19 protein-coding genes are annotated in these 23,994 nt (G+C 58.8%); 13 read left to right on the top strand and 6 right to left on the bottom strand.

Going from position 1 to position 23,994, the window contains the following annotated elements:
• Positions 1-102: 102 nt before the first annotated feature.
• A complete protein-coding gene (locus CRD20_RS00095; protein ID WP_016422763.1) occupies positions 103-669 on the bottom strand; it encodes a TetR/AcrR family transcriptional regulator in 567 nt (188 codons plus the stop codon).
• 222 nt (positions 670-891) lie between these two features.
• Entirely contained in the window at positions 892-3,678 is a 2,787-nt protein-coding gene (acnA, locus tag CRD20_RS00100) for an aconitate hydratase AcnA (RefSeq protein ID WP_080971469.1), read from the bottom strand.
• A 367-nt stretch (positions 3,679-4,045) separates the two neighbouring features.
• Here acnA and CRD20_RS00105 point away from each other — a divergent pair, with 367 nt between their 5' ends.
• The 6 genes from CRD20_RS00105 to CRD20_RS00130 all read left to right on the top strand — a co-directional run bounded on the left by CRD20_RS00105 (position 4,046) and on the right by CRD20_RS00130 (position 11,025).
• The gene (locus CRD20_RS00105; RefSeq protein ID WP_048734147.1) at positions 4,046-4,555 is read left to right on the top strand and encodes a DUF6676 family protein; all 510 of its coding nucleotides are present in this window, start codon (positions 4,046-4,048) and stop codon (positions 4,553-4,555) included.
• 630 nt (positions 4,556-5,185) lie between these two features.
• Positions 5,186-6,832, top strand: a complete 1,647-nt coding sequence (locus CRD20_RS11245) for a DIP1281 family NlpC/P60 protein (RefSeq protein WP_187404616.1) — start codon at positions 5,186-5,188, stop codon at positions 6,830-6,832.
• Between the two features lie 54 nt (positions 6,833-6,886).
• Complete coding sequence (locus CRD20_RS00115; RefSeq protein WP_016422767.1) at positions 6,887-7,891, top strand: MoxR family ATPase; 1,005 nt, start codon at positions 6,887-6,889, stop codon at positions 7,889-7,891.
• The gene (locus tag CRD20_RS00120; protein ID WP_187404617.1) at positions 7,891-8,739 is read left to right on the top strand and encodes a DUF58 domain-containing protein; all 849 of its coding nucleotides are present in this window, start codon (positions 7,891-7,893) and stop codon (positions 8,737-8,739) included. Before CRD20_RS00115 ends, CRD20_RS00120 begins: the two co-directional genes overlap by 1 nt.
• A 115-nt stretch (positions 8,740-8,854) precedes the next feature.
• The gene (locus CRD20_RS00125; protein WP_016422769.1) at positions 8,855-9,847 is read left to right on the top strand and encodes a VWA domain-containing protein; all 993 of its coding nucleotides are present in this window, start codon (positions 8,855-8,857) and stop codon (positions 9,845-9,847) included.
• A 119-nt stretch (positions 9,848-9,966) separates the two neighbouring features.
• Complete coding sequence (locus CRD20_RS00130; protein WP_187404618.1) at positions 9,967-11,025, top strand: ferrochelatase; 1,059 nt, start codon at positions 9,967-9,969, stop codon at positions 11,023-11,025.
• Positions 11,026-11,065: 40 nt separating this feature from the next.
• Here CRD20_RS00130 and CRD20_RS00135 read toward each other — a convergent pair whose 3' ends face one another.
• The gene (locus CRD20_RS00135) at positions 11,066-11,923 is read right to left on the bottom strand and encodes a hypothetical protein (protein WP_187404619.1); all 858 of its coding nucleotides are present in this window, start codon (positions 11,921-11,923) and stop codon (positions 11,066-11,068) included.
• A 65-nt stretch (positions 11,924-11,988) separates the two neighbouring features.
• Between CRD20_RS00135 and CRD20_RS00140 the strand changes: the two genes are divergently transcribed.
• The 3 genes from CRD20_RS00140 (at position 11,989) to CRD20_RS00150 (ending at position 14,833) form a co-directional block, all read left to right on the top strand.
• Complete coding sequence (locus tag CRD20_RS00140) at positions 11,989-12,843, top strand: DUF3097 domain-containing protein (RefSeq protein WP_070643480.1); 855 nt, start codon at positions 11,989-11,991, stop codon at positions 12,841-12,843.
• Positions 12,844-12,903: 60 nt separating this feature from the next.
• The gene (locus CRD20_RS00145; protein ID WP_042388696.1) at positions 12,904-13,341 is read left to right on the top strand and encodes an NfeD family protein; all 438 of its coding nucleotides are present in this window, start codon (positions 12,904-12,906) and stop codon (positions 13,339-13,341) included.
• 91 nt (positions 13,342-13,432) lie between these two features.
• Positions 13,433-14,833: an SPFH domain-containing protein gene (locus CRD20_RS00150; RefSeq protein ID WP_070643482.1), complete on the top strand. Its 1,401-nt coding sequence runs from the start codon at positions 13,433-13,435 to the stop codon at positions 14,831-14,833.
• Positions 14,834-14,837: 4 nt separating this feature from the next.
• Here CRD20_RS00150 and CRD20_RS00155 read toward each other — a convergent pair whose 3' ends face one another.
• On the bottom strand, positions 14,838-15,410 hold the full coding sequence (locus CRD20_RS00155) for a DNA-binding protein (protein WP_187404620.1): 573 nt from the start codon (positions 15,408-15,410) through the stop codon (positions 14,838-14,840).
• A 129-nt stretch (positions 15,411-15,539) separates the two neighbouring features.
• The gene (locus CRD20_RS00160) at positions 15,540-16,211 is read right to left on the bottom strand and encodes a TVP38/TMEM64 family protein (RefSeq protein WP_187404621.1); all 672 of its coding nucleotides are present in this window, start codon (positions 16,209-16,211) and stop codon (positions 15,540-15,542) included.
• Positions 16,212-16,596: 385 nt separating this feature from the next.
• Between CRD20_RS00160 and CRD20_RS00165 the strand changes: the two genes are divergently transcribed.
• The 3 genes from CRD20_RS00165 (at position 16,597) to meaB (ending at position 21,896) form a co-directional block, all read left to right on the top strand.
• Positions 16,597-18,489, top strand: coding sequence for a methylmalonyl-CoA mutase family protein (locus tag CRD20_RS00165; RefSeq protein ID WP_370545770.1), 1,893 nt, complete (start codon positions 16,597-16,599; stop codon positions 18,487-18,489).
• A gap of 8 nt (positions 18,490-18,497) precedes the next feature.
• Complete coding sequence (gene scpA / locus CRD20_RS00170; RefSeq protein WP_076772029.1) at positions 18,498-20,717, top strand: methylmalonyl-CoA mutase; 2,220 nt, start codon at positions 18,498-18,500, stop codon at positions 20,715-20,717.
• A gap of 66 nt (positions 20,718-20,783) precedes the next feature.
• Positions 20,784-21,896 carry a methylmalonyl Co-A mutase-associated GTPase MeaB gene (gene meaB / locus CRD20_RS00175; protein ID WP_048734122.1) on the top strand — a complete coding sequence of 371 codons (1,113 nt, stop codon included), beginning with the start codon at positions 20,784-20,786 and terminating at the stop codon, positions 21,894-21,896.
• Positions 21,897-21,956: 60 nt separating this feature from the next.
• On the opposite strand, the gene CRD20_RS00180 is transcribed toward meaB, so the two are convergent.
• On the bottom strand, positions 21,957-22,289 hold the full coding sequence (locus CRD20_RS00180; RefSeq protein ID WP_048734120.1) for a metalloregulator ArsR/SmtB family transcription factor: 333 nt from the start codon (positions 22,287-22,289) through the stop codon (positions 21,957-21,959).
• 186 nt (positions 22,290-22,475) lie between these two features.
• Between CRD20_RS00180 and cls the strand changes: the two genes are divergently transcribed.
• Positions 22,476-23,969 carry a cardiolipin synthase gene (gene cls, locus CRD20_RS00185; RefSeq protein ID WP_070547124.1) on the top strand — a complete coding sequence of 498 codons (1,494 nt, stop codon included), beginning with the start codon at positions 22,476-22,478 and terminating at the stop codon, positions 23,967-23,969.
• Positions 23,970-23,994 lie beyond the last annotated feature (25 nt).

The following is a 23,994-nucleotide window of genomic DNA, read 5'->3' on the forward strand; positions in this document are numbered from 1 at the left end:
TGTCACCGGTCAAACGGGGTAAATGCACGGCAGAAAGCCGAAACCCGCTCCCGTATTAGGGGAGCGGGTGGTACGTAACGCTATCAGGCCTAGCCTGAGTGGCTAGTCCTTGCGCCGTAAGCTGTCTTCAACTAAATCAAGCACGGAATCCAATTCGTCGACAGTGCGACCAGATGCCAGACGAACGATGATGCCATCGAGCATCAGCTCGAGAAAAAGCTGCATCGTGCGAACCGAATAATCCGACCGTAGGGAGCCGGATGAGGATGTCTGGGTCAATCGGTGGGCAACAGCGTCATCCAATTGATCCTGATGGCCCAACCATTGGCCCTTAAACTCCGGATCGCTGCGAAGGCGACGGGCAATCTCAAGGCGAGTTCCCAGCCAGCCATGCTTGTCTGGGTTCGCCACGATATCACGCATTACTTCCACTAAGCCGGAAGCCTCCGCGACTTCCGCCATATTTGCGGCATCTTCTTCGGCCAATGCTAAGAACAGACCTTCTTTGGATCCGAAGTGATGGAAAATAGCACCGCGAGACTTACCGGTAGCGGACTCCAGACGAGAGACCGTTGCGCCGTCGTAGCCGAATTCTGCAAAGCACTGCCGAGCGCCGTCGAGAATTTCGTGCCGCCGTTGAGCTAAATCCTGGTTACTCACTTTTGGCATAAGGAAACTCTTTTCTTGCCGGCGACGCCCAGGGACATGTTTCACTGCATGACGTGGCAGCGCCATTCCTATACTTCCCAAGCCTCATTTTGGTTGGGGTAGAGAAACCCGAGGCCGGCAGGGCGCTAGCCCGTGGGGTATGAATCCGCGGGCTAGCGCTACCTACCGGCCTCTAGAAGCGCTGCTTGTAACAAGCCCTAGCGCGCACGAGTCAAAGGGAAACTAGTTGCCCTTGATCATGTTGCGCAGGACGTACTGCAGAATACCGCCGTGGCGGTAGTAGTCAGCCTCACCAGGGGTATCGATGCGGACCACAGCGTCGAAGTCGAAGGACTCGCCGTTTTCCTTGGTAACCGTAACCTTGACGGTCTTCGGGATGGAGCCGTTGTTCAGCTCCTCCAGACCAGCGATGTCGAAGGTCTCAGTGCCATCGATGCCCAGGGACTTCCAGGACTCACCCTCCGGGAACTGCAGCGGAACAACGCCCATGCCGATGAGGTTCGAGCGGTGGATACGCTCGAAGGACTCAGCGATAACAGCCTTGACGCCCAGCAGCAGGGTGCCCTTAGCTGCCCAGTCACGGGAGGAACCGGTGCCGTATTCCTTACCACCAACGACGACCAGCGGAGTGCCAGCCTCCTTGTAGTTCATGGCAGCGTCGTAGATGAAGGCCTGCGGGCCACCCTCCTGGGTGAAGTCGCGGGTGTAGCCACCGGTAACACCGTCAAGCAGCTGGTTCTGCAGGCGGATGTTAGCGAAGGTGCCGCGCACCATGACCTCGTGGTTACCACGACGGGAACCCAGGGAGTTGTAGTCCTTGCGCTCAACGCCCATGGAGTCGAGGTACTGAGCAGCCGGGGTGCCCGGCTTAATGGAGGAAGCCGGGGAGATGTGGTCGGTGGTCACCGAGTCACCCAGGGCAGCAAGGACGCGAGCGCCCTTGATGTCGGAAACCGGTGCCGGCTCCATTTCCATCTCGTCGAAGTACGGTGCCTTGCGGATGTAGGAGGACTTGTCGTCCCAAGCGAAGGTCTTGCCCTCCGGGGTCGGCAGGTTCTGCCAGCGCTCGTCACCAGCGAAGACATCCTTGTAGTCCTCGTCGTACAGCTCGGAAGAGATGGAGGCCTCGATGGTTGCTTCGATCTCTTCGGTGGACGGCCAAATGTCGCGCAGGAAGACATCGTTGCCCTCTGCGTCCTGACCCAGGGCGTCGGTTTCAAAGTCGAAGTCCATGGTACCGGCGATCGAGTAGGCGATAACCAGGATCGGGGAGGCCAGGTAGTTCATCTTCACGTCAGGGGAGATGCGGCCTTCGAAGTTACGGTTACCGGACAGAACCGCGGTAGCAGCCAGGTCGGCCTCGTTGATGGCGGAGGAAATCTCAGCCGGCAGCGGACCGGAGTTACCGATACAGGTTGCACAACCGAAGCCGGACAGGTAGAAGCCCAGAGCCTCGAGGTCCTTCCACAGGTCAGCACGCTTGAAGTAGCCGTTAACAACCTGGGAGCCCGGAGCACAAATGGTCTTGACCCACGGCTTAGCCTGCAGACCCTTCTCGACTGCCTTGCGTGCCAACAGACCAGCACCAATCATGACCGACGGGTTGGAGGTGTTGGTACAAGAGGTGATGGAAGCGATAGCGACCATACCGTGGTCGAGCGTGTACTCGCCGCCCTTCGGGGAAGTGACGGTAATCGGGGAGCTCGGGCGACCTTCAGCGCCGTTAGCGGCGGACTCGCCGTGGCCCTCGCGGGACTCGTTGTAGTCTGCGGCCAGCTCGGAGGTCGGTGCGGAAGCCTTGACAGCGCCCTTAATCTCGCCGTCGGAGTAGTTGTGCAGGTCCTTGCGGAACTGCTCCTTGGCGGAAGCCAACTCGATGCGGTCCTGCGGGCGCTTCGGGCCAGCGATGGACGGAACGACGGTGGACAGGTCCAGCTCGAGGTACTCGGAGTACTCAGCCTCCGGAGTGTTCTCGTCCAACCACATACCCTGAGCCTTGGCGTAAGCCTCGACGCGCTCCAGGGTCTCCTTGTCACGGCCAGTCAGGGCCAGGTACTTGACGGTCTCATCGTCGATCGGGAAGATTGCGGCGGTGGAACCGAACTCTGGCGACATGTTACCGATGGTCGCACGGTTGGCCAGCGGCAGCTTGGAGACGCCAGCGCCGTAGAACTCTACGAACTTGCCGACGACGCCGTGCTGGCGCAGCATATCGGTGACGGTGAGCACAACGTCGGTTGCGGTAACACCCGGCTGAATGTCGCCAGTCAGCTTGAAGCCAACGACGCGCGGAATGAGCATGGAGATTGGCTGGCCAAGCATTGCGGCCTCAGCCTCAATACCACCGACACCCCAGCCCAGGATGCCCAGGCCGTTCTGCATGGTCGTGTGAGAGTCAGTACCAACACAGGTGTCCGGGTATGCCAGGCCGTTGTTCTCGAAGACAACGCGAGCCAGGTACTCGATGTTGACCTGGTGGACAATACCGGTTCCCGGAGGAACAACGCGGAAGTTGGAGAATGCGCCAGTACCCCAACGGAGGAACTTGTAGCGCTCATCATTGCGCTGGTACTCAATTTCGACGTTCTTAGCCAGAGCGTCTTCGCTACCGAAGGCCTCGATGATGACCGAGTGGTCGATGACCATCTCTGCCGGGTTCAGCGGGTTAACCTGATCCGGGTCGCCGCCGAGAGTCTTAACAGCCTCACGCATGGTAGCCAGGTCAACAACACAGGCGACGCCGGTGAAGTCCTGCATAATAACGCGAGCAGGGGTGAACTGAATCTCGATCGACGGATCAGCCGAAGGAACCCAGTTGGCGACAGCCTTGATGTGCTCCTCAGTGATGTTGGCGCCATCTTCGTTGCGCAGCAGGTTCTCACCGAGAACCTTCAACGAGTAAGGCAGCTTCTCCATACCCGGCACGGCGTCAAGAGCGAAGTAGTCATAAGACTTGTCTCCGACCTCAAGCTTGCGCAGGGCGTTGAAAGAGTTCTTGCTTTCAGCCACAGTCAGCTCCATTTCTATTCGGGTGAATTGTCGCCTTAACTGAAGAGTCCGGCACTCGAATTTCGGCTCTCCACAAGGCATAGGTGCGATCACGCCGCCCCTTATCAACCAATTAAAGCAATAATCACGACGCGGGGCACACGAGCCCACACACACGTTTTTAAGGAAGCGTTACCGTCCTTGCATCAACAATAACAGTACGAACGTTCTGTATGTAGATTGCTCGCGGCGCGCCGAGTCACGCTACCCCCGTTCACATCCAGAGCAGGCCATTATAGATAGGACAAACGAAGCAGCATCTCCGCCAAATTGGGGCGCGTGGAAACCATTCTCACGCAAAACAGGAGCACGATACGGAAGGCAATTAATGCATACGCCAGCAGATTCACAGGCAGCGAAAGAAACCGTCGAGAAGGTGGTCGCTCAGCTACGCACCGACAACATCGTGACAAATAACCCACAGCTCCGAGAAGCGGTCCAGCCAATTGTCGACGATGCAGCAAATCGGGGGGTGCCCAATTTCAATATCATCTACCTAGATAGCGAGAAGATTTACCCCGTCGCCGAACAAAAGAACACCGACATCTTTTCCTTTGCCCGCCAAGTAGCGGACCAAGTCGGCGGCACCACTGTCGTGCGCACACCGGGCAATGTGGCCACCGCATCTGCCGATTTCCCCCGCGCAGCCATTGAACGCGCCGACCACGCAATGATGGAGACTCCACGAGACTATCCGGCGGGTCTCGATGCCTATTTGCACGAGCTCACTAACTACGTCGTCCCGTGGACTCTTTACAGCCTCATCGCAGGCGTCGTTATCGTCGCACTCTTCGTCGGGCTGACGTTCTACTGGCTACGCACACGCCCAACCGCCTAAGAGTTCGCTTTACGACGGACGCTGGAGTTAACGGCCCCACTGAACACATTCACCGTCCCCGGTTTTCCACCTCACGGCAAGGGACAGGGTAAATGCCCCAAAAACTGGTAGCAGTGGAGAACTCAGTCACTATCTCAATTGGATAACACTGTTGCAGTCGCCGTAACCGTGTCAACGATTTTCGCCAAGGTCAAGCATGAGCGCTTGACCTTTTCTTATGTCCGGTACCCCAGGTAAAGGTCCGCGGCAGTCCGGCACGCCGATAAGTCATCACATAGTGACATAATTCACACAGAAAACTGGGGCTCATCATAACCGCAGGCCACGGCATATAACGAAACGGTTACAAAGTGGGGGACAGTTGGTAATTTTGTTACTTATGTTTTTTTAGAGCTTTTTGACCCGTAAAGTGCTTCGTGATGCCAATAGTGGACTCAAGGGTCCAGTATTGACCAATGAAAACTCGCGGGAGCGCCGCTGTTGCTTTTGGTTCTGGTTTCGGTTCGACGTTTTTCGAAGTTCCACTCAAGACCTGGAGGCAACAATGGGAAGATATCCAACGATGGGGAAGTCGCTGGTGTCGATTCTGAGGCGTGAACGCACCCATAGGAGAAATGTAGGAGTAACGCGGTGCCGAGTAATCGCAAAGTCCGTGCATCATATTGGACTCGTCCAATTGCCGGTATTATCACGGCGGGTCTTCTGGCGACGAACACTCAGGTCGCAGCTGCACAACCACTGAATCCGAGCGACGCCCAGATCCGTCAAGCGCGTGAGGCGGCCTCTAACGCCGAGTCGTACTTGCAGTCCCTGGTCGCCGAGGTAACTTCCAGCGAGCGCCGGGTATCTGACCTCGAGCTACGCATGGGCACTCTCCGCGAGGATGTCAACAAGGCCATGGTGGACCTTGAGAACGCTCGAGATGCCGCTAACCGTGCGCGCGAGGCGGTCGACGAGGCGCGAACCCAACTCGACCGTTCCCGCGCTGAGCTCGCTAGTGCCCAGAAGCAGTTCGACGAGCTAGCCCGCACCATCATGCGCCAGGGACGTTCCAGTGGCTCGATTCTCGAGGGTGCGCGAGATGCATCCGAGGCTATTAACCGCCTGTCCGCCTTGCGTCGCGAAGCGGATCGTCAAGAGCAGACCGTTGACTCTCTGGATAAGAATCGCACCGAGGCTGCTAACCAGGAGTCCACGCTTCGCAAGAAGAGTGACGAGGCTCAGCAGGCGGAGGCCACCGCAAATCAGCGAAACACCGATGCTCAGAACGCGTACTCCGAGGCAAACGAGGAGCTTCAGAAGGAGCAAGCTGATTACCAGCAGGCTCAGGTCGATCGCGATGCCGCAAAGGCATCTTTGGATGCAGCCCGAAACGCGGTCAACGAGCTGAACTCCCAGCGCCAGAATTATGAGAACGAGCAGGCCCGCAAGGAAGCGGAAGACGCCGCTGCCAAGAAGGCCGCTGAGGAAGCCGCAGCTAAGACTCGCGCCGAGGCGCAGTCGAACCAGACTGATGAGGATTCCTCTTCTGAGTCCACAGATGAAAGCTCTAGCACCACTGGTTCTACGGGCTCGACTGATTCCACTAGCTCTACCGACTCGACTGGTTCTACGGCCTCCACTGGCTCTGACAGCTCCACCGGCTCCACTGGCTCTGACAGCTCCACCGGCTCCACTGGCTCTGACAGCTCCACCGGCTCCACCAGTTCCTCTGAGACGACCGAATCTTCGGATTCCTCTGAGTCCACCGATACCTCGGATTCGTCTAGCACCGGCAGCTCGTCGTCAAGCGGCACCCCGGCACAGACTGTGGCGCCGACGAATCCGGAGACCGGTCAGAGCACCTCGGGTTCTTCCAGCCAGAAGGTCGAGACTGTCATCGCACGCGCGATGGGGCAGCTCGGTGTCCCATACGCATGGGGCGGTGGCAACGCCAACGGCCCGACCAAGGGCATCCGTGACGGCGGAGTAGCTGACTCCCACGGCGACTACAACAAGATTGGTTTCGACTGCTCGGGCCTGACTCTGTACGCCTACGCCGCTGTCGGCATTGACCTGCCTCACTACACCGGCTACCAGTACCAGCGCGGAAAGCACTACCCGGCATCTCAGATGAAGCGTGGTGACCTGCTGTTCTGGGGCCCGAATGGTCATGGCCACGTCGCTATCTACCTGGGCGATGGCAAGATGATTGAGGCACCGCAGTCCGGTTCTGTGGTTAAGATCTCGCCAGTCCGTTATAACGGAATGACACCGAACGTTGTCCGCCTCGTCTAGTTTCTAACGACGTGTTCTACAGGTCGGGCGACCGACCTAAAGAAGGGTTTCTCTGTGACCTACCCAACGCCCACTGACCACACGGACCTCGAGCGCGCATACGCGGAGCTGGGGAAGGTTGTGGTTGGCCAGGAGCACCTGATTAAGCAGCTCTTCATCGCGATGCTCGCAGGAGGTCATGTCCTGCTCGAAGGTGTTCCGGGTGTTGCGAAAACTCTGGCAGTGTCTACTTTTGCCACAGTGATGGGTGGGTCCTACTCCCGCATCCAGTTCACTCCGGATTTGGTGCCATCAGATATTGTCGGCACCCGGATTTTCCGCCAGGACACCTCGGAGTTCATTGTCGAGCCCGGCCCGGTCATGTCAAATATCGTGCTCGCTGATGAAATCAACCGCGCACCGGCGAAGGTGCAGTCGGCACTGCTGGAAGTCATGGCAGAGCACCAGGTGTCCATCGCAGGGGAGTCCACGCCAGTACCGGAGCCGTTTTTGGTTCTGGCCACGCAAAACCCAATCGAAAACCAGGGTGTCTACCCACTGCCGGAGGCCCAGCGGGACCGTTTCCTATTTAAGGTCCTCGTGGGTTACCCCACTCCGGCGGAAGAGCGGGAGATTGTCTACCGCATGGGAGCCACCCCTCCAGTCGCGCAGCAGATTCTCACCCCAGAGAGTGTTCGGGAACTGCAGCGCGCTACCCGCGAAGTCTTTGTCCACCACACACTGATTGACTACATCGTGGCCGTCATCGAACTCACCCGCAATCCGATGCGGGCGGAGTTGAAGGATGTCGACCGCTGGCTTTCCTATGGCGCATCACCGCGTGCAACTCTTGGTGCTGTCGCGGCCGCCCGCGCCCACGCGCTGTTTTCCGGTCGCGACTATGTCGTGCCGGACGATGTGGTCTCCGTGCTTCCCGACGTGCTGCGTCATCGCTTGGTCCTTTCCTATGAGGGCCTGGCCGATGGCGTTACTCCCGAACGGATTATTGACATCGTGTTGTCTCACGTGCGCCTTCCCCAAGGCGCGAGCACTGGCTCCGATGAGGGCACTGCCTCCTAATGTCAGCTCGTGAAGACGATCTTGCACGCGTCCTGGCGTACTTAGATCTAACTGTTACGCGTAAGCTCAACGGACTTTTGCGCGGCAGCTTTCTCTCCACCGCTACTGGAGATGGCTCTGAGCCGGTTGGCTCCCGCGAATATGTCATCGGCGATGATGTTCGCCAGATGAACTGGGCAGTGACAGCCCGCACTGGAGTGCCGCACGTTCGCACCTCCGAGGCCGAGCGCGAGCTGGAGTGCTGGATTGTAGCCGAACCCGCCGCACGTCTGTCCACCGGCTTGGCCGATACCACCAAACGACATCTGCTCACCGCCGCTGCCGGCGCAGTAACGATGCTTAACGACGCCCCGGGGTCCCGAACTGGATTAATCGCCGGTGGCACTCCAGTGCCCGCGGGCCAGGGCCGTGCCCACAGCTTGATGCTGCTCAAGCAGTTGGCTGACGCGACTGCTGAGCATAACCTCGCAGCGGATATTGACACAGTAATGACTCAGGCTCCGCGCGCTGGGCTGTTGGTTGTCATCTCGGATTTCCTTGGATCACTCGATTGGGCGCGCCCGCTGCGCGTTGCCTCGGCCTCGACAGAGATTATGGCGATTCGCCTGGTAGATCCAGCCGATGAAGCCTTACCCGGCGAAGGCCCGGTGGTCATGGCGGATTCAGCAACCGGCGAGACCATTGAACTCAACATCAACGACAAGACCCGCGCCGAGTATGCGGCTCAGGCTCGTGCCCACCACGAGCGTGTAATCAATGAACTGCGCAAATGCCGTGCTCGCGTTATTACCTTGCGTACGGATTCAGATTGGGTACTGGATTTTGCTCGACAAATTGGCCAACATTAGCGTCTGAGTAACCGCTTGTTAGTGCTATCTTTTTTGGGCCACCGACTAACCGGCTATAGCCACTGGTTTATACGCGACTGTTTAGGCGACTGGATGTGAGGAAACTGATACCGCGATGACGTTCCTAAACTCAACTTTTGCGCACCCAGGGTGGCTGCTCGCACTCGCTCTGCCTCTCGTGGCAGCCGTGGCCTATTGGATCAGCACTAAGCAGCGAAAGCAACGTGCCATTGCCTTTGGCAACTTCACCATCGTTGGGTCACTGGGGAATAAGTCGTCGGCACGCCTGCGCCATGTCGTAGCTATCAGTGCGCTGTTGTCACTTGTTCTGGTCATCATTTCATTGGCTGGTCCGATTTCGGAGACCAAAGTCGCCCGCAACCGAGCGACGGTTATGCTGGTGGTCGACGTTTCGCTGTCCATGTCGGCCACAGATGTTGCGCCAGACCGCATCACTGCAGCTAAAGAAGCCGGCCAAGAGTTCGTGGAGAACCTTCCCGACGACCTCAATATCGGCCTGGTGACGTTCTCTGGTCGCGCTCGCACTGCTGTCAGCCCGACTACCAACCATGACACCGTGAATCGAGCGCTCCAGGCTGCTGAGTTAGATCAGGCGACTGCGACCGGTGATGCTATCGCTGCCGCGCTGGATGCCATCAATCAGTTCAGCGATTCGGTTCAGGGCGGGGGAGAAGGCGCCCCGCCAGCGACAATTGTGCTGCTTTCCGACGGCAAACAGACCGTCCCACAAGAACTCGACGATCCCCGCGGCGCGTATACCGCCGCCGCCGAAGCCGCCAAGGCCGGGGTGCCTGTCAACACGATTTCGTTCGGTACCGCGCAAGGCGCAATCACGGTTCAGGGCGAATTGATTCCAGTGCCTAACGACGACGATTCGCTGCGAGAGATCGCCCGTCGAACAAAAGGTGAGTTCTTCAGCGCTGGTTCCCTCGAGCAGCTCCGCGATGCCTATGGCTCACTGGAAGATGACATCGGTTACGAACTCAAGCGGGCCGAGAATCCGAGGCCCTATCTGATTGCAGCCTTCACGATGCTGCTAGTGACCGTGGGCTCACTGCTTGTAACCAATCGTCGAATTCCGCAGTAGGGCGCGGTTAGGGTGCCGTCGTCAAGCGATTGGTATGGAACCCGATTGGCAGGAGACGCCGGGGGCATTGAGCAGTCGTCTTATGGAGTCCTCAGACTGCGCTACTAACATGGTTGCCTATGTCTTCTGATAATTTTGACGCTATTTTGCTGTTGTCTTTCGGCGGTCCCGAAAAGATGGCCGATGTGCGTCCCTTCCTGGAGAATGTCACCCGCGGCCGCGGAATTCCGCCGGAGAGGTTGGACGAAGTCGGTGCTCACTACGCGCACTTTGGTGGTAAGTCCCCGCTCAACGATTTAAACCGCGAAATTGTCTCCAACCTTAAGGCTGAGCTGACTCGCCGTGGCTATGACATGCCTGTTTATTTCGGCAATCGCAATTGGCATCCGATGGCTGAAGACACCGCGGCGAAGATGGCTGATGACGGCGTTAAGCGAGCGCTCGTTTTCGCCACTAGCGCCTGGGGAGGCTATTCCGGCTGCCGCCAGTATCACGAAGACATTGCTCGGATGCGCGAATCTCTGGGCGACCGTGCTTTTGACATGGAGAAAATCCGGAGCTTCTACGATCATCCGCTCTTTATAGAAGCCTATGCAGACGCAGTGCGTGAGGCGTTTGCCAAGCTGCCGGATGACCGCCGTGACAAGGCCCGGCTTATTTTCACCGCTCACTCTATTCCGGTCTCGGCGGACAAGGCATCCGGGCCGGTAGAGCTCGGCGGAAATCTTTACTCCCGCCAGGTCAACGAAGCAGCACGGCTCGTCGCCGATGCAGTGGGTATCACCGACTTTGACGTCGTCTGGCAGTCCCGCTCTGGCCCGGAGCACGTGCCGTGGTTGGAGCCTGACATCGTCGACCACGTTGAAGCGGAGGTCACCCAAGGCCTTCGATCCGCAGTAGTGTGCCCGATTGGCTTCATCTCGGACCATGTTGAGGTCGCCTGGGATCTGGATGCCGAGCTTCAGGATGAAATGGCTCATCACGACATCGTCATCGAGCGTGTCGCAACGCCTGGCCCGACGGCTACTTTCACTGACATGCTCGTGGAGCTCATCGAAGAGCGCATCGCAGATGCCGAACCCCGCCGCCTGGGAAGTGAACCGCTACTCGGCTCGGCCTGCAACGGCGCCCCCTGCGCCGCAGCCTGTTGCACCCCGGCAAAGCGCCGCCCACACTGATTCCTTTGGCTTCAATTGGGCCGCAGGGCAAGGCAAATCCCTAGCGGGTCCACTCCTGAATCGCGTATTCCACCGCGCTCATCCGCGCCTGCCGGATCTTTCGCCACAGCGGGATGAGCTGCGCATCAAACGCGGCGCTGCCGTGCCCCGACTCGCTGCCCTGTGCCACCGCCAGAATCGACGACACCCGATCAGCTCTGGCGAGCACTCCCAGTGCACGGCGCGGCACATCATCCGGCACAAAAGCCATGTCCAGGTGATCATCGAGCATGCCGACCATCAGCCGGGGATCCACCTTCGGGGCACCACTGCTTGACGACGTCAGCGGTGAACGCGGCATCGCCGCAATCGTGGCAGCCGCAACCCGCGCCGCATCTGCCAGCTGTAAATCCGCCTCGCCAGGGGAGAGATAGGCCGGCTCGGGAATGTGGCCTTCCAGTGTGTACCAATGCCACTGCTGTAGGCCTGGCACCGGCGTTGTCACTGGTATGAGCACATGGTTCCAGCCCGGCTCCGCATCCGCAATCACAATGGCCGAGCCTGCTGCGCGTGCAGCTTCAGCGGCGTCGGTTCCCGCAGGCAGTGCAGGTGCATCACCGGGCCCGGAGAGAATGAGGCGGACGAGGGGACGGTGGTCACTGTGCCAATCTCCCGCTTCAGTAACCGCTCGAAGAAGGCGGAGCATGTCGCTTCGATCGAGATCAGCGTCGCAATCGATGACATTCGGAACCGTGGCGTCGGCAAGCACGAACGTCCCCGGAACTGACGTAGGCCCGCCGAGCGAGTCTAGCGCGTCGAGGAGATGATCGTAGTTTTCCAAACCCGACAACCACGCGCCCAGCCAAAGGGCGATGTGCTGAGTTGGACTCCAGACCTGGTCGAGAACACTGCGCTGCATAGTGCAGCTCATCCTAGTGCAGCGTGTCGTTGGTCCCGTAACCGATGCTGTTAATCTCAGTACCCATGAGCTTTCAAGACCCGTACCGCAATCAGGACGTGTTCGCTGGCGCACGTGGCCACCGCCGTCGTATCCCACAGCCGGCACGCGAGGTGACAGCAGAAAATGGTGTTGTCGTCGAGGCGTCCTATGACGGATTCGTCGGTGCGATTATCGGGTTGGAGAAAACTTTCGACGGCTGGTGCGTCCGGCTGGAGGACCGCCACGGCAAGTCTCGGCTGTTTCCCATGCACGAGCGCGGTTTTCTCATCGACGGCAAACCTGTGACTCTGGTGCGTCCGAAAGCACAACCAAAAAAGCCCTCGCAGGATCTGTCGGCATCGGGCTCGCGCAAGGTCCACAACGTCAAGGCCAAGGTTGCTCTACCCAGCCGTATCTGGGTCGAGGGTATTCATGACGCGGCAATTGTCGAGAAGGTGTGGGGCCACGATCTGCGTGTTGAGGGCGTAGTCGTCGAGTATCTGGAGGGCTTGGACAACCTTCCAGAACGCTTGGCCGAATTTGGTCCGGGTCCGAAGCGCCGCGTCGGAGTCCTGGCAGACCACATGGTGGAGGGCAGTAAGGAAAGCCGCATGACTCAGCAGCTCGGCCCGCACGTGATGGTCACAGGCCACCCATTTATCGATGTCTGGCAAGCGGTCAAACCCTCGTCGGTAGGCATCGAGGCATGGCCGGAAGTTCCTTACGGGGAGGACTGGAAGACAGGAATCTGCCGTCGCTTGGGCTGGGGAGACGACCCCAAGGAGGGCTGGCGACACGTCTACGCAGGTGTACGCACCTACCGTGATCTGGAGTCTGATTTGATTGGTGCAGTTGAGCGCCTGGTCGACTTCGTCACTGAGCCACATATGCAGTACTAACCCCGGAATACTGGCTCCACTCGCCCCACATTTGTTCTGCAAAGTAGGTAGGGTGAGGGCGTGATTCCTCTCCTTTGGCTCGGAGCAAGCCTCCTATTGGTTCTCGGTGAACTCGCGGTCGGAGATTTAGCACTGTTAATGCTCGGAGGTGGTGCGCTGGCAGCGTCCGGTGCGAGCCAGCTTGGAGCGCCGCTTTGGCTGTCAGTGGTCATCTTCGCCGTTGTATCCGCCGCACTTGTGCTGACAGTTCGCCCTGTGTTGCGCAAAAAGATGGCAAAACCGGACAAGTCCGCTGAACTGGAGTCGCGTCCGGAACTGCTAGCGGGCCGTCATGCTGAGGTCATCGAGCCAGTTTCCTCGTCAGCGGGTCTGATTAAGGTCAATGGCGAGTTGTGGAGCGCGCGCAGTCTTCTGACTGCGCAGACCTTCGATGCGAAGGAAAGAGTCACGATTGTAGAGATTTCGGGCAATACCGCAGTAGTGGACAAGCTGCTCTGAGCAGCCAACTCACTTAAAGGGCGCTCGGAGCACTCTTAGTTACTGACCATTAAATAACTGACCACACAGTTTCTAGCTACGAGGGAATCCCATGGAAGGCTTTATCATCCTCGTCGTTTTCATTCTCGTGGTTGTTACCTTGGTTCTCAAAGCGATTGTCCTGGTTCCTCAGGGTGAAGCGGCAATCGTAGAGCGACTGGGACGATACACGCAGACACTGAACAGCGGCCTGAACTTCATCATCCCGATCATTGACCGAGTGCGCGAGAAGGTCGATACCCGTGAGCGTATGGTTACCTTCCCGCCACAGGCAGTGATCACCGAAGACAACCTGACTGTGGCTATCGATACCGTCGTGACCTTCCAGGTCAATGAACCGGATCGGGCAATTTACGGTATCGATGACTACATCTTCGGCGTCGAACAGATCACCACCGCAACGCTTCGCGACGTCGTGGGTGGCCTGACACTGGAAGAGACACTGACTTCCCGTGACTACATCAACCGCCGTCTGCGCGGCGAGCTGGACGAGGCCACTGCCAAGTGGGGTCTTCGTATCGCTCGTGTGGAGCTGAAGGCCATTGAGCCGCCACCGTCGATTCAGCAGTCGATGGAAAAGCAGATGAAGGCCGATCGCGAGAAGCGCGCCATGATTCTGACTGCGGAAGGTACCCGCGAAGCCGATATTAAAACTGCTGAGGGCCGTAAGCAGGCACAGATTCTGGCCGCCGAAGGTAACAAGCACGCAGCAATTCTGGCTGCTGAGGCTGAGCGTCAGGCAACCATTCTGCGCGCTGAGGGTACTCGCGCCGCTACCTACCTTGAGGCACAGGGTAATGCTCGCGCTATCCAGAAGGTCAACGCAGCTGTTAAGGCTTCACAGTTGACACCTGAGATTCTTGCCTGGCAGTACCTGGAGAAGCTGCCTGAGCTGGCAAATAAGGACGGCAATACTGTTTGGATGATTCCGTCGCAGTTCGGCGACAGTCTCGAGAGCTTCGCTAGGGCTTTCGGCAAGAAGGATGCCGACGGTGTCTTCCGCTACGAGCCTCCGGCCGTGAGCCGAGAGACCAAGGAAGAGGCTGAGCAGGGCCGCGACGAGAACTGGTTCGACATGTCGACTAACCCGGAGTTGGCTCGTGCAGTTGCCGCGGCGAACGAGGTCGCTAACCGCCCGGTTGATGATCCGGTAGCTGCAGCAGCTGGTAATACCCCTGAGAGGAAGAAGAATCGCCGCGCTGATTCGGCTCAGCCCGCTCAGCCTGAACAGTTGGGTGGTCAGAACGGCCCGGCAGCGGTTGAACCTGCGACACCGGCTGCGCCCGCTGCGCCGTCCACACCGGCTGCGCCGTCAGTTCCTTCCGGCAAACGTGACCTGCCCTCGGCTCCTGGCACCGGTAATGCCAATGCAGGCGGCGGTGCGCACTCCGCCGAACGTCCAGATTTTTCAGGATGGTCACGTGACCCTTACGCCCCAGAAAATGGGCAGTAAGCTTTTATAACTCATCAGCTCGCTGAAGCAGGTGGACGGCCAGGTTCCATCCGGCCAGCTCCGCCTGCCAACCAGCTGCTGCGAGGCGCTGATTGACGGCCTGCTTTGAAACTCCCAATTCTTCCGCGGCCTCTACCTGTGAAAAACCAGCGCGAACCAAACCAGTTGCCTCGCGCCCTTCGGGGGACCTGCGAGAGATAACGTGGTGCAGCAATGTGAATGCCGCACCAATATCATCCGAGTAGTCCTTACCACGCGGATTGTTAGTCCGAATGCGGGTCTTTACCGTGCCGGCTCTGCCTCCCTTACCGACGACTGAGCTCGATGCCAGATGCGCTTGCTCAATGTCGTCCTGAGGACAAACACCGATACCTATTGCCCAGTCGCCTGCGGCCAATAGCGCCAGCACAAGCGTGGTGACTCCCACAGCATTATCAGGAGCTGCGCGAAGCTCTTCGATACCTGCAACCTCAACAGTTCCCACGCCTTCCAGGCCGGAAAGTGCCTGCGCAGAGGCCTGAACGTGATCTGCCCTGCGAGTAGATCGACCGCGATACCTGGCAAAGACTGAGTACATACGCTCTAGTCTAGCCCCACCCCTTGACAGTTGGGCTAAGACACGTTCCTTCGCTACGCACACTCACGGGCGCCCAACACCAGCTCGCCGAAAAACGCACGTCTAGATCAAGAGCACCAAGCGGTGTTTTTAACGTTTCGAAGAACCGGTTACGACAGGGAACTTCGCATCCGCAAGAAGTCCCAGCAAACCAAGCACGAGCAGAATTCCCGTGGCCACCGCAAAGTGCACGTCGAAGCCGACCAACAGCGCGTCGCCAAGCAGAACGACGGCGAGTGTGTTCGGCGCCGAACCTAGGGCAGTGGCGATGATATACGGCACGATGCGTATCGACGACAGCCCACAGGCGTAGTTGAGAAACGAAAATGGGACGCCAGCAATCATGCGCAAGCTGAGCACTGTGAGCCAGCCGCGCTGTTCCAACCGATGGTCGAGACTGAGAAGACGGCGGTTGGTCAGGTGCGTGCGAAACCAGTCGCGCCCCAGGAAACGCACAATACACAGGGAGAGAAGGGCAGAAACCGTCGTCGCAGTAATTGCCAGCAGGAAACCGAGCACTGGCCCGAAGAGAATTCCGGACGCCAAAGTGAATACGGTGCGGGGGATTGGGAACTGAGTCAGTGCAACGTATGCGAGGAAGTAGAGGAGCGGGAACCAGTCACCGGCATCGATGGACCACTGCCGGATGGTAGCGACGGTGGGAACATCGACGTACAGCGTGACGACGACCCCCACACCTACGGCTAGCACCAGCAGAACCTTTTTGAGTGTAGGGGTAATTCGCACATCGGATACGTTCACCCATTTGAGGTTACCGGGGATTGCGGAGAAGCGTGTGACCTGCGCGTTGGAGGCTCTGCGGGGAGGGCTAGTCAGCGGCTAAAGGCGTTTGCCCTTTATTTCACTAGGATGGGAATCAAGGTCACTATGCCTTGGCTCGAGCACTTGACGTGCCCGTCAGCACAAACCGAACGTAAGGGTATTGCACAAGTAGCTGAAAAGTTCAGTGCACGGACACTCGGGTGAGTCTTAGCGTCTGACTAGTGGCTCTTATTGACTATTGGAGGAAGCCAACGCCTTTATATCCTTTTCCGGCGCGGAGAATTCGGAAATTGTCGCAGCCGAATTTCCTCGGCCGTGGATTGATGGGGGCGTTGCTTAGAACATGTAAGGGAGAAGGTCTGTCGTGACTGACCGAACGACCCCCGAATCACCTTCCACGCTGCCACCAAACTTCGAGGAATTGCAGAATTCCTGGTATCAGGGCGTGGCCAAGGTATTCGCGCGGGTGCACAAGCAAGACGTTGCAGATGTACCGCTCGACATTTGGAAACGACTGATTCAGACCACCTATGACGGTGTCGATGTCCGCCCGCTCTACACCCGTGCGGACGAGCTCGCGGAAAGCCCAGCTCCGGGCCAGTTCCCATTCGTCCGTGGCGCAAAGGTCACTTCGGACAACACCAACGGTTGGGGTGTTCGGGAGACCTTCGGTCGCCAGTACCCGGATGAGGATGCACTTGACCCAAAGGCCGTCAACGAGACTCTGCTGACTGCCTTGGAAAACGGAACCACGGACATCCGCCTGGACTTCACCGGCTCCCTCGAAGCCGCTGATGTGCCGGCTCTGCTCAACAACGTCTACGTCGACCTTGCTCCGATTGCCGTGCATGCCGGTAAGAAGACTGCGCAGGTTGCGGAAGCACTGACGTCCTACATCGAGCAGGCGAACCCGACTAATCCGGATAACATCGCAGTCGAGCTTTCTGCAGCTCCGCTGACCTCCGCTTTTGCCGGGATTGACGATGTTTCTCTCGACGAGGCCACGCAGCTGGCCGTCAAGGCGGCTAAGCAGCCGGGCGACGTCCGTGCCCTGCTTGTCGACGGCGTTGTTTTCTCCAACCTGGGTGCAAACAACATCCAGGAGATTGGCTACAGTCTCGCCGTTGGTGTCGCCTACTTGCGTGCGCTGACCGACGCGGGCTTGAGCGCTGAAGAAGCCCTCGGCCAGATCGCTTTCCGCTTTGCCGCTACCGACGACCAGTTCGACACCATTGCGAAGTTCCGCGCCGCTCGCGTTCTCTGGGCCCGCGTTGCTGAGGTTATCGGCGCCCCTGAAGCTGGCCGCGCTCCGATGCACGCCGTGACAGCCCCGGTCATGTTCAGCCAGCGCGATCCGTGGGTCAACATGCTGCGTGTGACTGTCGCCTCCTTCGCCGCAGGTGTCGGCGGTGCCTCCTCAGTTGAGGTTCTGCCGTTTGATTACGCAGTTGTCGGCGGCATGCCGAACGTCTCCAAGACTTTCAAGGCTCGCATCGCTCGCAACACCAATCTGTTGCTGCTGGAAGAGTCTCACCTTGGTTACGTCGCCGACCCAGCAGGTGGCTCCTACTTCGTCGAAGACCTGACCGAAGAAATGGCCGACAAGGCATGGGAGATCTTTACCGGCACTGAGGCCGGCGGCGGTTTCGCCTCCGCGGAGGCCGATATTCGCGCCGCCCTGGACGCTACCTGGGAAAAGCGCCGCGCCGACATCGCACACCGCCGCACCAAGGTCACCGCCATCAACGAGTTCCCGAACCTGGCTGAGGCCCCACTGGCTCCTGAGGCCCGCCCGGAGGGCGACCCGATTCGCCGTTGGGCCAGCGACTTCGAGGCGCTGCGCAACCGCTCCGATGTCTTCCTGGCTGAAAAGGGCAACCGTCCGCTGATTGCCATGCTGCCGCTGGGTCCGCTGGCCAAGCACAACATCCGCACTGGTTTTACCTCCAACCTGCTGGCTTCCGGCGGTATCGCCGTCGCCAACCCCGGCCAGGTTGTGCCGGGCGAGGCAGGTTTCGAAGAGGCAGTGAAGGCCTCTCCGATTGTCGTGCTGTGCGCAGCCGACAGCGAGTACGAGGCCTCGGGCCAGGACGCTGTCAAGGCCGCCCGCGCCGCCGGCGCTAAGGAGGTCTTGGTGGCCGGCTCCGAGAAGAGCTTCGCCAATGCCGCTGAGGACGCTCGCCCCGACGGATACCTGAACATGACCATCGATGCTGTCGCGGAGCTGTCCCGACTGCTGAACGAACTGGGAGCGTGAAGGAAGTAATGACCACCATCCCAAATTTCGCTGACATCTCCCGCAACACCGACGACGCAGCCGCTGCCACCAACAAGGCAGCTGCCGCGGAAGCTGGTGAAGTGTGGACCATTCCAGAGGGCATCGATGTCAAGCGCGTCTACGATCGCGCTGACCGCGACGCCGCTGCTGCCGAGGGCCACCCGGTAGATTCTTTCCCGGGTATCGCCCCATTCATGCGCGGGCCGTACCCGACCATGTACACCAACCAACCGTGGACTATTCGCCAGTACGCTGGCTTCTCCACCGCAGCTGAGTCCAATGCCTTCTACCGCCGCAACCTCGCGGCCGGCCAGAAGGGCCTTTCGGTCGCTTTCGACCTGGCTACCCACCGTGGCTACGACTCGGACAACCCGCGTGTGTCCGGCGACGTCGGTATGGCCGGCGTGGCAATTGACTCGATTTACGACATGCGTGAGCTCTTCCAGAGCATTGACCTGGGCGGCGTCTCGGTGTCTATGACCATGAACGGCGCTGTGCTGCCGATTCTGGCCTTCTACATTGTCACCGCTGAAGAGCAGGGCGTTTCGACCGAGCAGCTGCGCGGTACGATCCAGAACGACATTCTCAAGGAGTTCATGGTTCGTAACACGTACATCTACCCGCCGAAGCCTTCGATGCGAATCATCTCCTCGATCTTCGAGTACACCTCGGCAAAGATGCCGAAGTTCAACTCGATTTCGATTTCCGGCTACCACATTCAGGAAGCGGGCGCGACGGCCGACCTTGAGCTCGCTTACACGCTTGCCGACGGCATCGAGTACCTGCGGGCCGGTATTGACGCTGGCCTGGAAGTTGATAAGTTCGCTCCGCGTCTGTCCTTCTTCTGGGGCATCTCGATGAACACCTTCACCGAGATCGCCAAGCTGCGTGCAGGCCGCATCCTCTGGTCCGAGCTGGTTGGCAAGTTTGGCCCGAAGAACCCGAAGTCCCAGTCCCTGCGTACTCACTCGCAGACCTCTGGTTGGTCGCTGACCGCTCAGGATGTCTACAACAACGTCGCGCGTACTGCTGTTGAGGCTATGGCCGCAACACAGGGCCACACCCAGTCGCTGCACACCAACGCACTGGACGAGGCTCTGGCACTGCCGACTGACTTCTCAGCCCGTATTGCTCGTAACACTCAGCTGCTGCTTCAGCAGGAGTCCAACACCACGCGTCCGGTTGATCCGTGGGCTGGTTCCTACTACATCGAGTGGCTGACTAATGAGCTGGTCAAGCGTGCACGCCAGCACATCGACGAGGTCGAAGAGGCCGGCGGTATGGCACAGGCCACCATCGAGGGCATTCCGAAGCTGCGTATTGAAGAGGCTGCAGCTCGTACGCAGGCCCGTATTGACTCGGGTCGTCAGGCTCTCATCGGCGTGAATAAGTACCAGGTCGAAGAGGACGAGGCCATCGAGGTTCTCAAGGTTGAGAACTCCCGCGTGCGCCAGGAGCAGATTGACAAGCTGGCTCGCCTGCGCGCCGAGCGCGACGAGGAGGAGGTTCAGAAGGCACTGGCCGCTCTGACCGACGCTTGCCGTAACCCGGGTGAACCGGGGGACCTGGACAAGAACCTTTTGAAGCTCGCTGTCGACTGTGCTCGCGCCATGGCCTCCATCGGTGAAATCTCCGACGCCATGGAAGAGGTCTTTGGCCGCCATCAGGCCGAGATCCGTACTCTCTCCGGCGTCTACAAGGACGAAGTTGGCAAGGAGGGAGCCGTGTCCAACGTCTCCAAGGCCATCGCCATGGCCGATAAGTTCGAAGAGCAGGAAGGTCGCCGTCCCCGTATCTTCCTGGCCAAGATGGGCCAGGATGGTCACGACCGTGGCCAGAAGGTCATCGCGTCCGCCTACGCGGACCTCGGCATGGACGTTGACGTGGGACCGCTGTTCCAAACTCCGGAGGAGGCCGCCAAGTCGGCAGTCGACTCGGATGTCCACGTCGTCGGTGTTTCTTCGCTGGCCGCCGGACACCTGACGCTCGTTCCTGCCCTGCGCGATGAGCTGGCAAAACTGGGTCGTGAGGACATCATGATTGTTGTCGGTGGTGTTATCCCACCGGGCGACTTCCAGGAACTCTACGATGCCGGCGCCGCGGCTATTTACCCGCCGGGCACTGTCATCGCTGATTCGGCAATCGACATGATGACCAAGCTCTCTAACGAGCTGGGCCTCGACCTTGCCGTTGACGAAGAGTCCTAAATAACTACCGCATCCGCGCTGGGCTGACTGTTCAGCTCAGCGCGTTGTCGGAATTGAGAAGTAGCGATGAACGAGTATCTTGAAGAAAACCTGGGCACCCTCGTCACTACCGCTGGCACGGTCGTTGAGGGAAAGACCGCTGTAGCCCCCGAAGTCGTCCGCCGTGCGCGACGACGGATCGATGTCGACGACCTCTTTGAGGGCGTGCGGGCTGGAAACCGCACTAAGTTGGCCCGGGCAATCACGCTGCTGGAGTCGACTGCTCCGGCGCATAAGGTGCTGGCTCAGGAACTACTGGTGAAGTTGCTGCCATTTTCCGGCAAGGCCATGCGTGTCGGCCTTACCGGCGTCCCCGGCGTCGGTAAATCAACCACGATTGAAACCCTCGGACTGAAGCTGATCGAGGAGGGCCACCGCGTTGCAGTGCTGGCCATCGACCCGTCGTCGACGAAGTCCGGTGGTTCGATTCTGGGCGACAAGACCCGTATGTCCCGACTCTCGGCCGCGGATGAAGCCTTCATTCGTCCGTCGCCCTCTGCGGGCACACTCGGTGGTGTCGCCAAGGCAACGCGTGAGGCCATGGTGGTGCTCGAGGCCGCAGGCTACGACATTGTCATCGTCGAAACTGTCGGCGTCGGTCAGTCCGAGGTCGCGGTGGCCCAGATGGTGGATACGTTTGCGTTTCTGGCACTCGCCGGCGCTGGTGACCAGCTCCAGGGCATCAAGAAGGGTGTGCTGGAGATGGCCGACGTGATTTCTATCAACAAGGCGGATGGTAAGAACTTGCGCCCGGCAAAGCGCGCTGCGCGTGATCTGATGACGGCCATGAAGATGGTTCGTTCCTCAGACCAAGTCTGGACGCCACCGGTACTGACTATGTCGGCATTGGAGGACGACGGCATCGACAAGTTCTGGCAAGCCATCGAAGACCATGTCGAGGCTATGCACGAGAATCATCTCTTTGATGAAAACCGCGCTAACCAGCAGATTAAGTGGATGTGGTCCATGGTTCACGAGACGCTCTTGCAGCGGCTCAACACCAACGAGGCTGTGCAGACAGAGAGCACCCTGGTGGAAAAACAACTCCGCTCGGGGCTGCTCACACCGACGCTCGCCGCCCAGCGCATCATGGAGGCATTTGACCAGGGAAGGGCATCGAACGCCGGGCTCGCCAACTAGGTTCAGAAAGGCGCGGGGTTTTCGTCGTAAAGCGAGTAAAGCGGGCGTATCCGTGTGCGCCTACTGACCGCGGTGATGGGGCGGATCGCTGTAGAGCGTGTGTTCGGCGAAGTGGAGAGCGTTGACCACGAGGTTGGTAAGGTGCTCGTCGGGCTGAGAGTAGAAGCTAGACGTGCCCTCCTTGCGGGTCTGCACCATATTGGCCATGCGCAACTTCGCCAGGTGCTGAGAAATCGCGGGGACGGGGCGATCGAGCGCGCTAGCGATGGCGGTGACGGTCATCTCCCCGTCACGGAGGAGCGACAGGATCGAGAGACGCGTCTTGTCGGCCATCAACTTCAGTACGTTAGTGGCAACGTCGAACTCGGTGCTCGTAGGAGCCTTCTCAGTCATTTGGAGGGGTAGTCCTTTCGAAGTCGACATGCCAAACGCTTGCGATGTTCAATGAGTTGAACCTTACTACGTATTGATACCAGTATTCAATTTCAGATGTCACAATAGGCTGTCACGAAAAGGGGAGAGTGCACCTAAGGGGCCGCGACCAAAGGTACTGAAAATTCCTTCAGTAATATCATCTGCATGGATTGGTTGATGGGTACCTTCCCGTGGCTGGTGGAGGACTTAACGTGGTGGCAAGTACTATTTTTCGCACTCGACTACACGATTAAGTTCATCGCGATTGGATGGGTGCCGGAAAACCGAAGCCCATCGGCTTCGACGGCGTGGCTGCTGCTGATTCTGCTGATTCCATTTATCGGCCTACCTCTGTTCCTCTTCCTGGGCTCGCAGCAGATTACGGGCCGTCGGCATGAGGTACAGGCACTGGCACAGGAGCTCATTGCGGAACGTACCGAGCATCTGCCCGACGTACCGGACGATGCCGAGATAGAAGATGACGTTGTCAACGTATTCAAGCTCTCGCGCCAGCTCACGGGAATGCCGGCAATTGCCAGCGCGGAAAAGGGACTTTTCACCGAATTCGACGCCTCCATTGACCGCATGATTGAGACCATCGATGCGGCCCAGAAATCAATCCACGTGCAGTCCTACATCTTTGCACTGGATTCCAGCACGGAGCCTTTCATACAGGCTCTTGAACGCGCGCACGACAGGGGACTAGAGGTCAAGGTACTGGTCGATCCAATTGGTTCGTGGAAGTACCCCGGCTACTACAAGCTGAAAAAGCGCCTGGACCAGGCTAAAATCTCCTGGCACCCGATGCTGCCCGTGAGCTTGCTGAAGCTCACCTGGCGCCGCCTGGATCTGCGTAATCACCGCAAGCTCGTAGTTGTTGACGGCGACATTGTATTCATGGGCTCGCAGAATTTGATTGAGCCCGAATATCAGAAGAAAAAGAACCATAAGATCGGCCGTCGCTGGGTGGACACGTGGATTGAGCTCGAGGGCGATATTGCGCTGGCCTTCGACGCAATTTTCGCGGTTGATTGGACCAGCGAGCTATACAAGACCCCAGACGCCACCAGGGACTATTCACTCCACAACACCGAAGTCAACGACAACTACAACGTTGTCCAGGTGCTGCCGTCGGGTCCGGGCTTCAGCACGGAGCCGAACCTGCGCGTCTTCAATAACATGATCTACCAGGCACACGAGCGGATTATCGCCGTCAGCCCGTACTTCGTCCCCGACGAATCCATGCTCATGGCGCTGACCTCTGCCGCATATGGAGGCATCGACGTCCAGCTCTACGTCAACGAAGAGTCCGATCAGTTCATGGTCGGCCACGCGCAGCAGTCCTACTACCAGGCACTGCTAACCGCTGGCGTGAAGATCTACCGCTATCCGGCGCCTGCGGTCCTGCACTCCAAGTTCATGGTTATCGACGACCGCATGGCCATGTTCGGCTCCTCCAATCTGGATATGCGCTCGTTCGGCCTCAACTACGAGATCACGCTTCTTTCCGCCGCCGGTTCCATCGTGGACAAACTGATCATGCTTGCCGACGAGTACCGCGACAAATCTTTCCTGCTCACCCAGGAGGAATGGAATGACCGGCCCCTTCGTCAGCGCTACCTGGACTCTGTTTTCCGCTTGACCTCGGCGCTGCAATAGGGCAGTCCCATTGGTCCGACAGACA

It is taken from the genome of Corynebacterium sp. LK33 (assembly GCF_014334955.1).
Classification (GTDB): domain Bacteria; phylum Actinomycetota; class Actinomycetes; order Mycobacteriales; family Mycobacteriaceae; genus Corynebacterium; species Corynebacterium jeikeium_D.

What these genes read in the sequence shown, in the direction of transcription:
- CRD20_RS00155 (WP_187404620.1), bottom strand. Translation starts at nt 15,410, where the DNA reads ATGTACTCAGTCTTTGCCAGGTATCGCGGTCGATCTACTCGCAGGGCA.
- CRD20_RS00120 (WP_187404617.1), top strand. Translation starts at nt 7,891, where the DNA reads ATGTCAGCTCGTGAAGACGATCTTGCACGCGTCCTGGCGTACTTAGAT.
- cls (WP_070547124.1), top strand. Translation starts at nt 22,476, where the DNA reads ATGGATTGGTTGATGGGTACCTTCCCGTGGCTGGTGGAGGACTTAACG.
- CRD20_RS00180 (WP_048734120.1), bottom strand. Translation starts at nt 22,289, where the DNA reads ATGACTGAGAAGGCTCCTACGAGCACCGAGTTCGACGTTGCCACTAAC.
- CRD20_RS00135 (WP_187404619.1), bottom strand. Translation starts at nt 11,923, where the DNA reads ATGCAGCGCAGTGTTCTCGACCAGGTCTGGAGTCCAACTCAGCACATC.
- CRD20_RS00105 (WP_048734147.1), top strand. Translation starts at nt 4,046, where the DNA reads ATGCATACGCCAGCAGATTCACAGGCAGCGAAAGAAACCGTCGAGAAG.
- CRD20_RS00150 (WP_070643482.1), top strand. Translation starts at nt 13,433, where the DNA reads ATGGAAGGCTTTATCATCCTCGTCGTTTTCATTCTCGTGGTTGTTACC.
- CRD20_RS00130 (WP_187404618.1), top strand. Translation starts at nt 9,967, where the DNA reads ATGTCTTCTGATAATTTTGACGCTATTTTGCTGTTGTCTTTCGGCGGT.
- CRD20_RS00140 (WP_070643480.1), top strand. Translation starts at nt 11,989, where the DNA reads ATGAGCTTTCAAGACCCGTACCGCAATCAGGACGTGTTCGCTGGCGCA.
- CRD20_RS00095 (WP_016422763.1), bottom strand. Translation starts at nt 669, where the DNA reads ATGCCAAAAGTGAGTAACCAGGATTTAGCTCAACGGCGGCACGAAATT.
- CRD20_RS00125 (WP_016422769.1), top strand. Translation starts at nt 8,855, where the DNA reads ATGACGTTCCTAAACTCAACTTTTGCGCACCCAGGGTGGCTGCTCGCA.
- scpA (WP_076772029.1), top strand. Translation starts at nt 18,498, where the DNA reads ATGACCACCATCCCAAATTTCGCTGACATCTCCCGCAACACCGACGAC.
- meaB (WP_048734122.1), top strand. Translation starts at nt 20,784, where the DNA reads ATGAACGAGTATCTTGAAGAAAACCTGGGCACCCTCGTCACTACCGCT.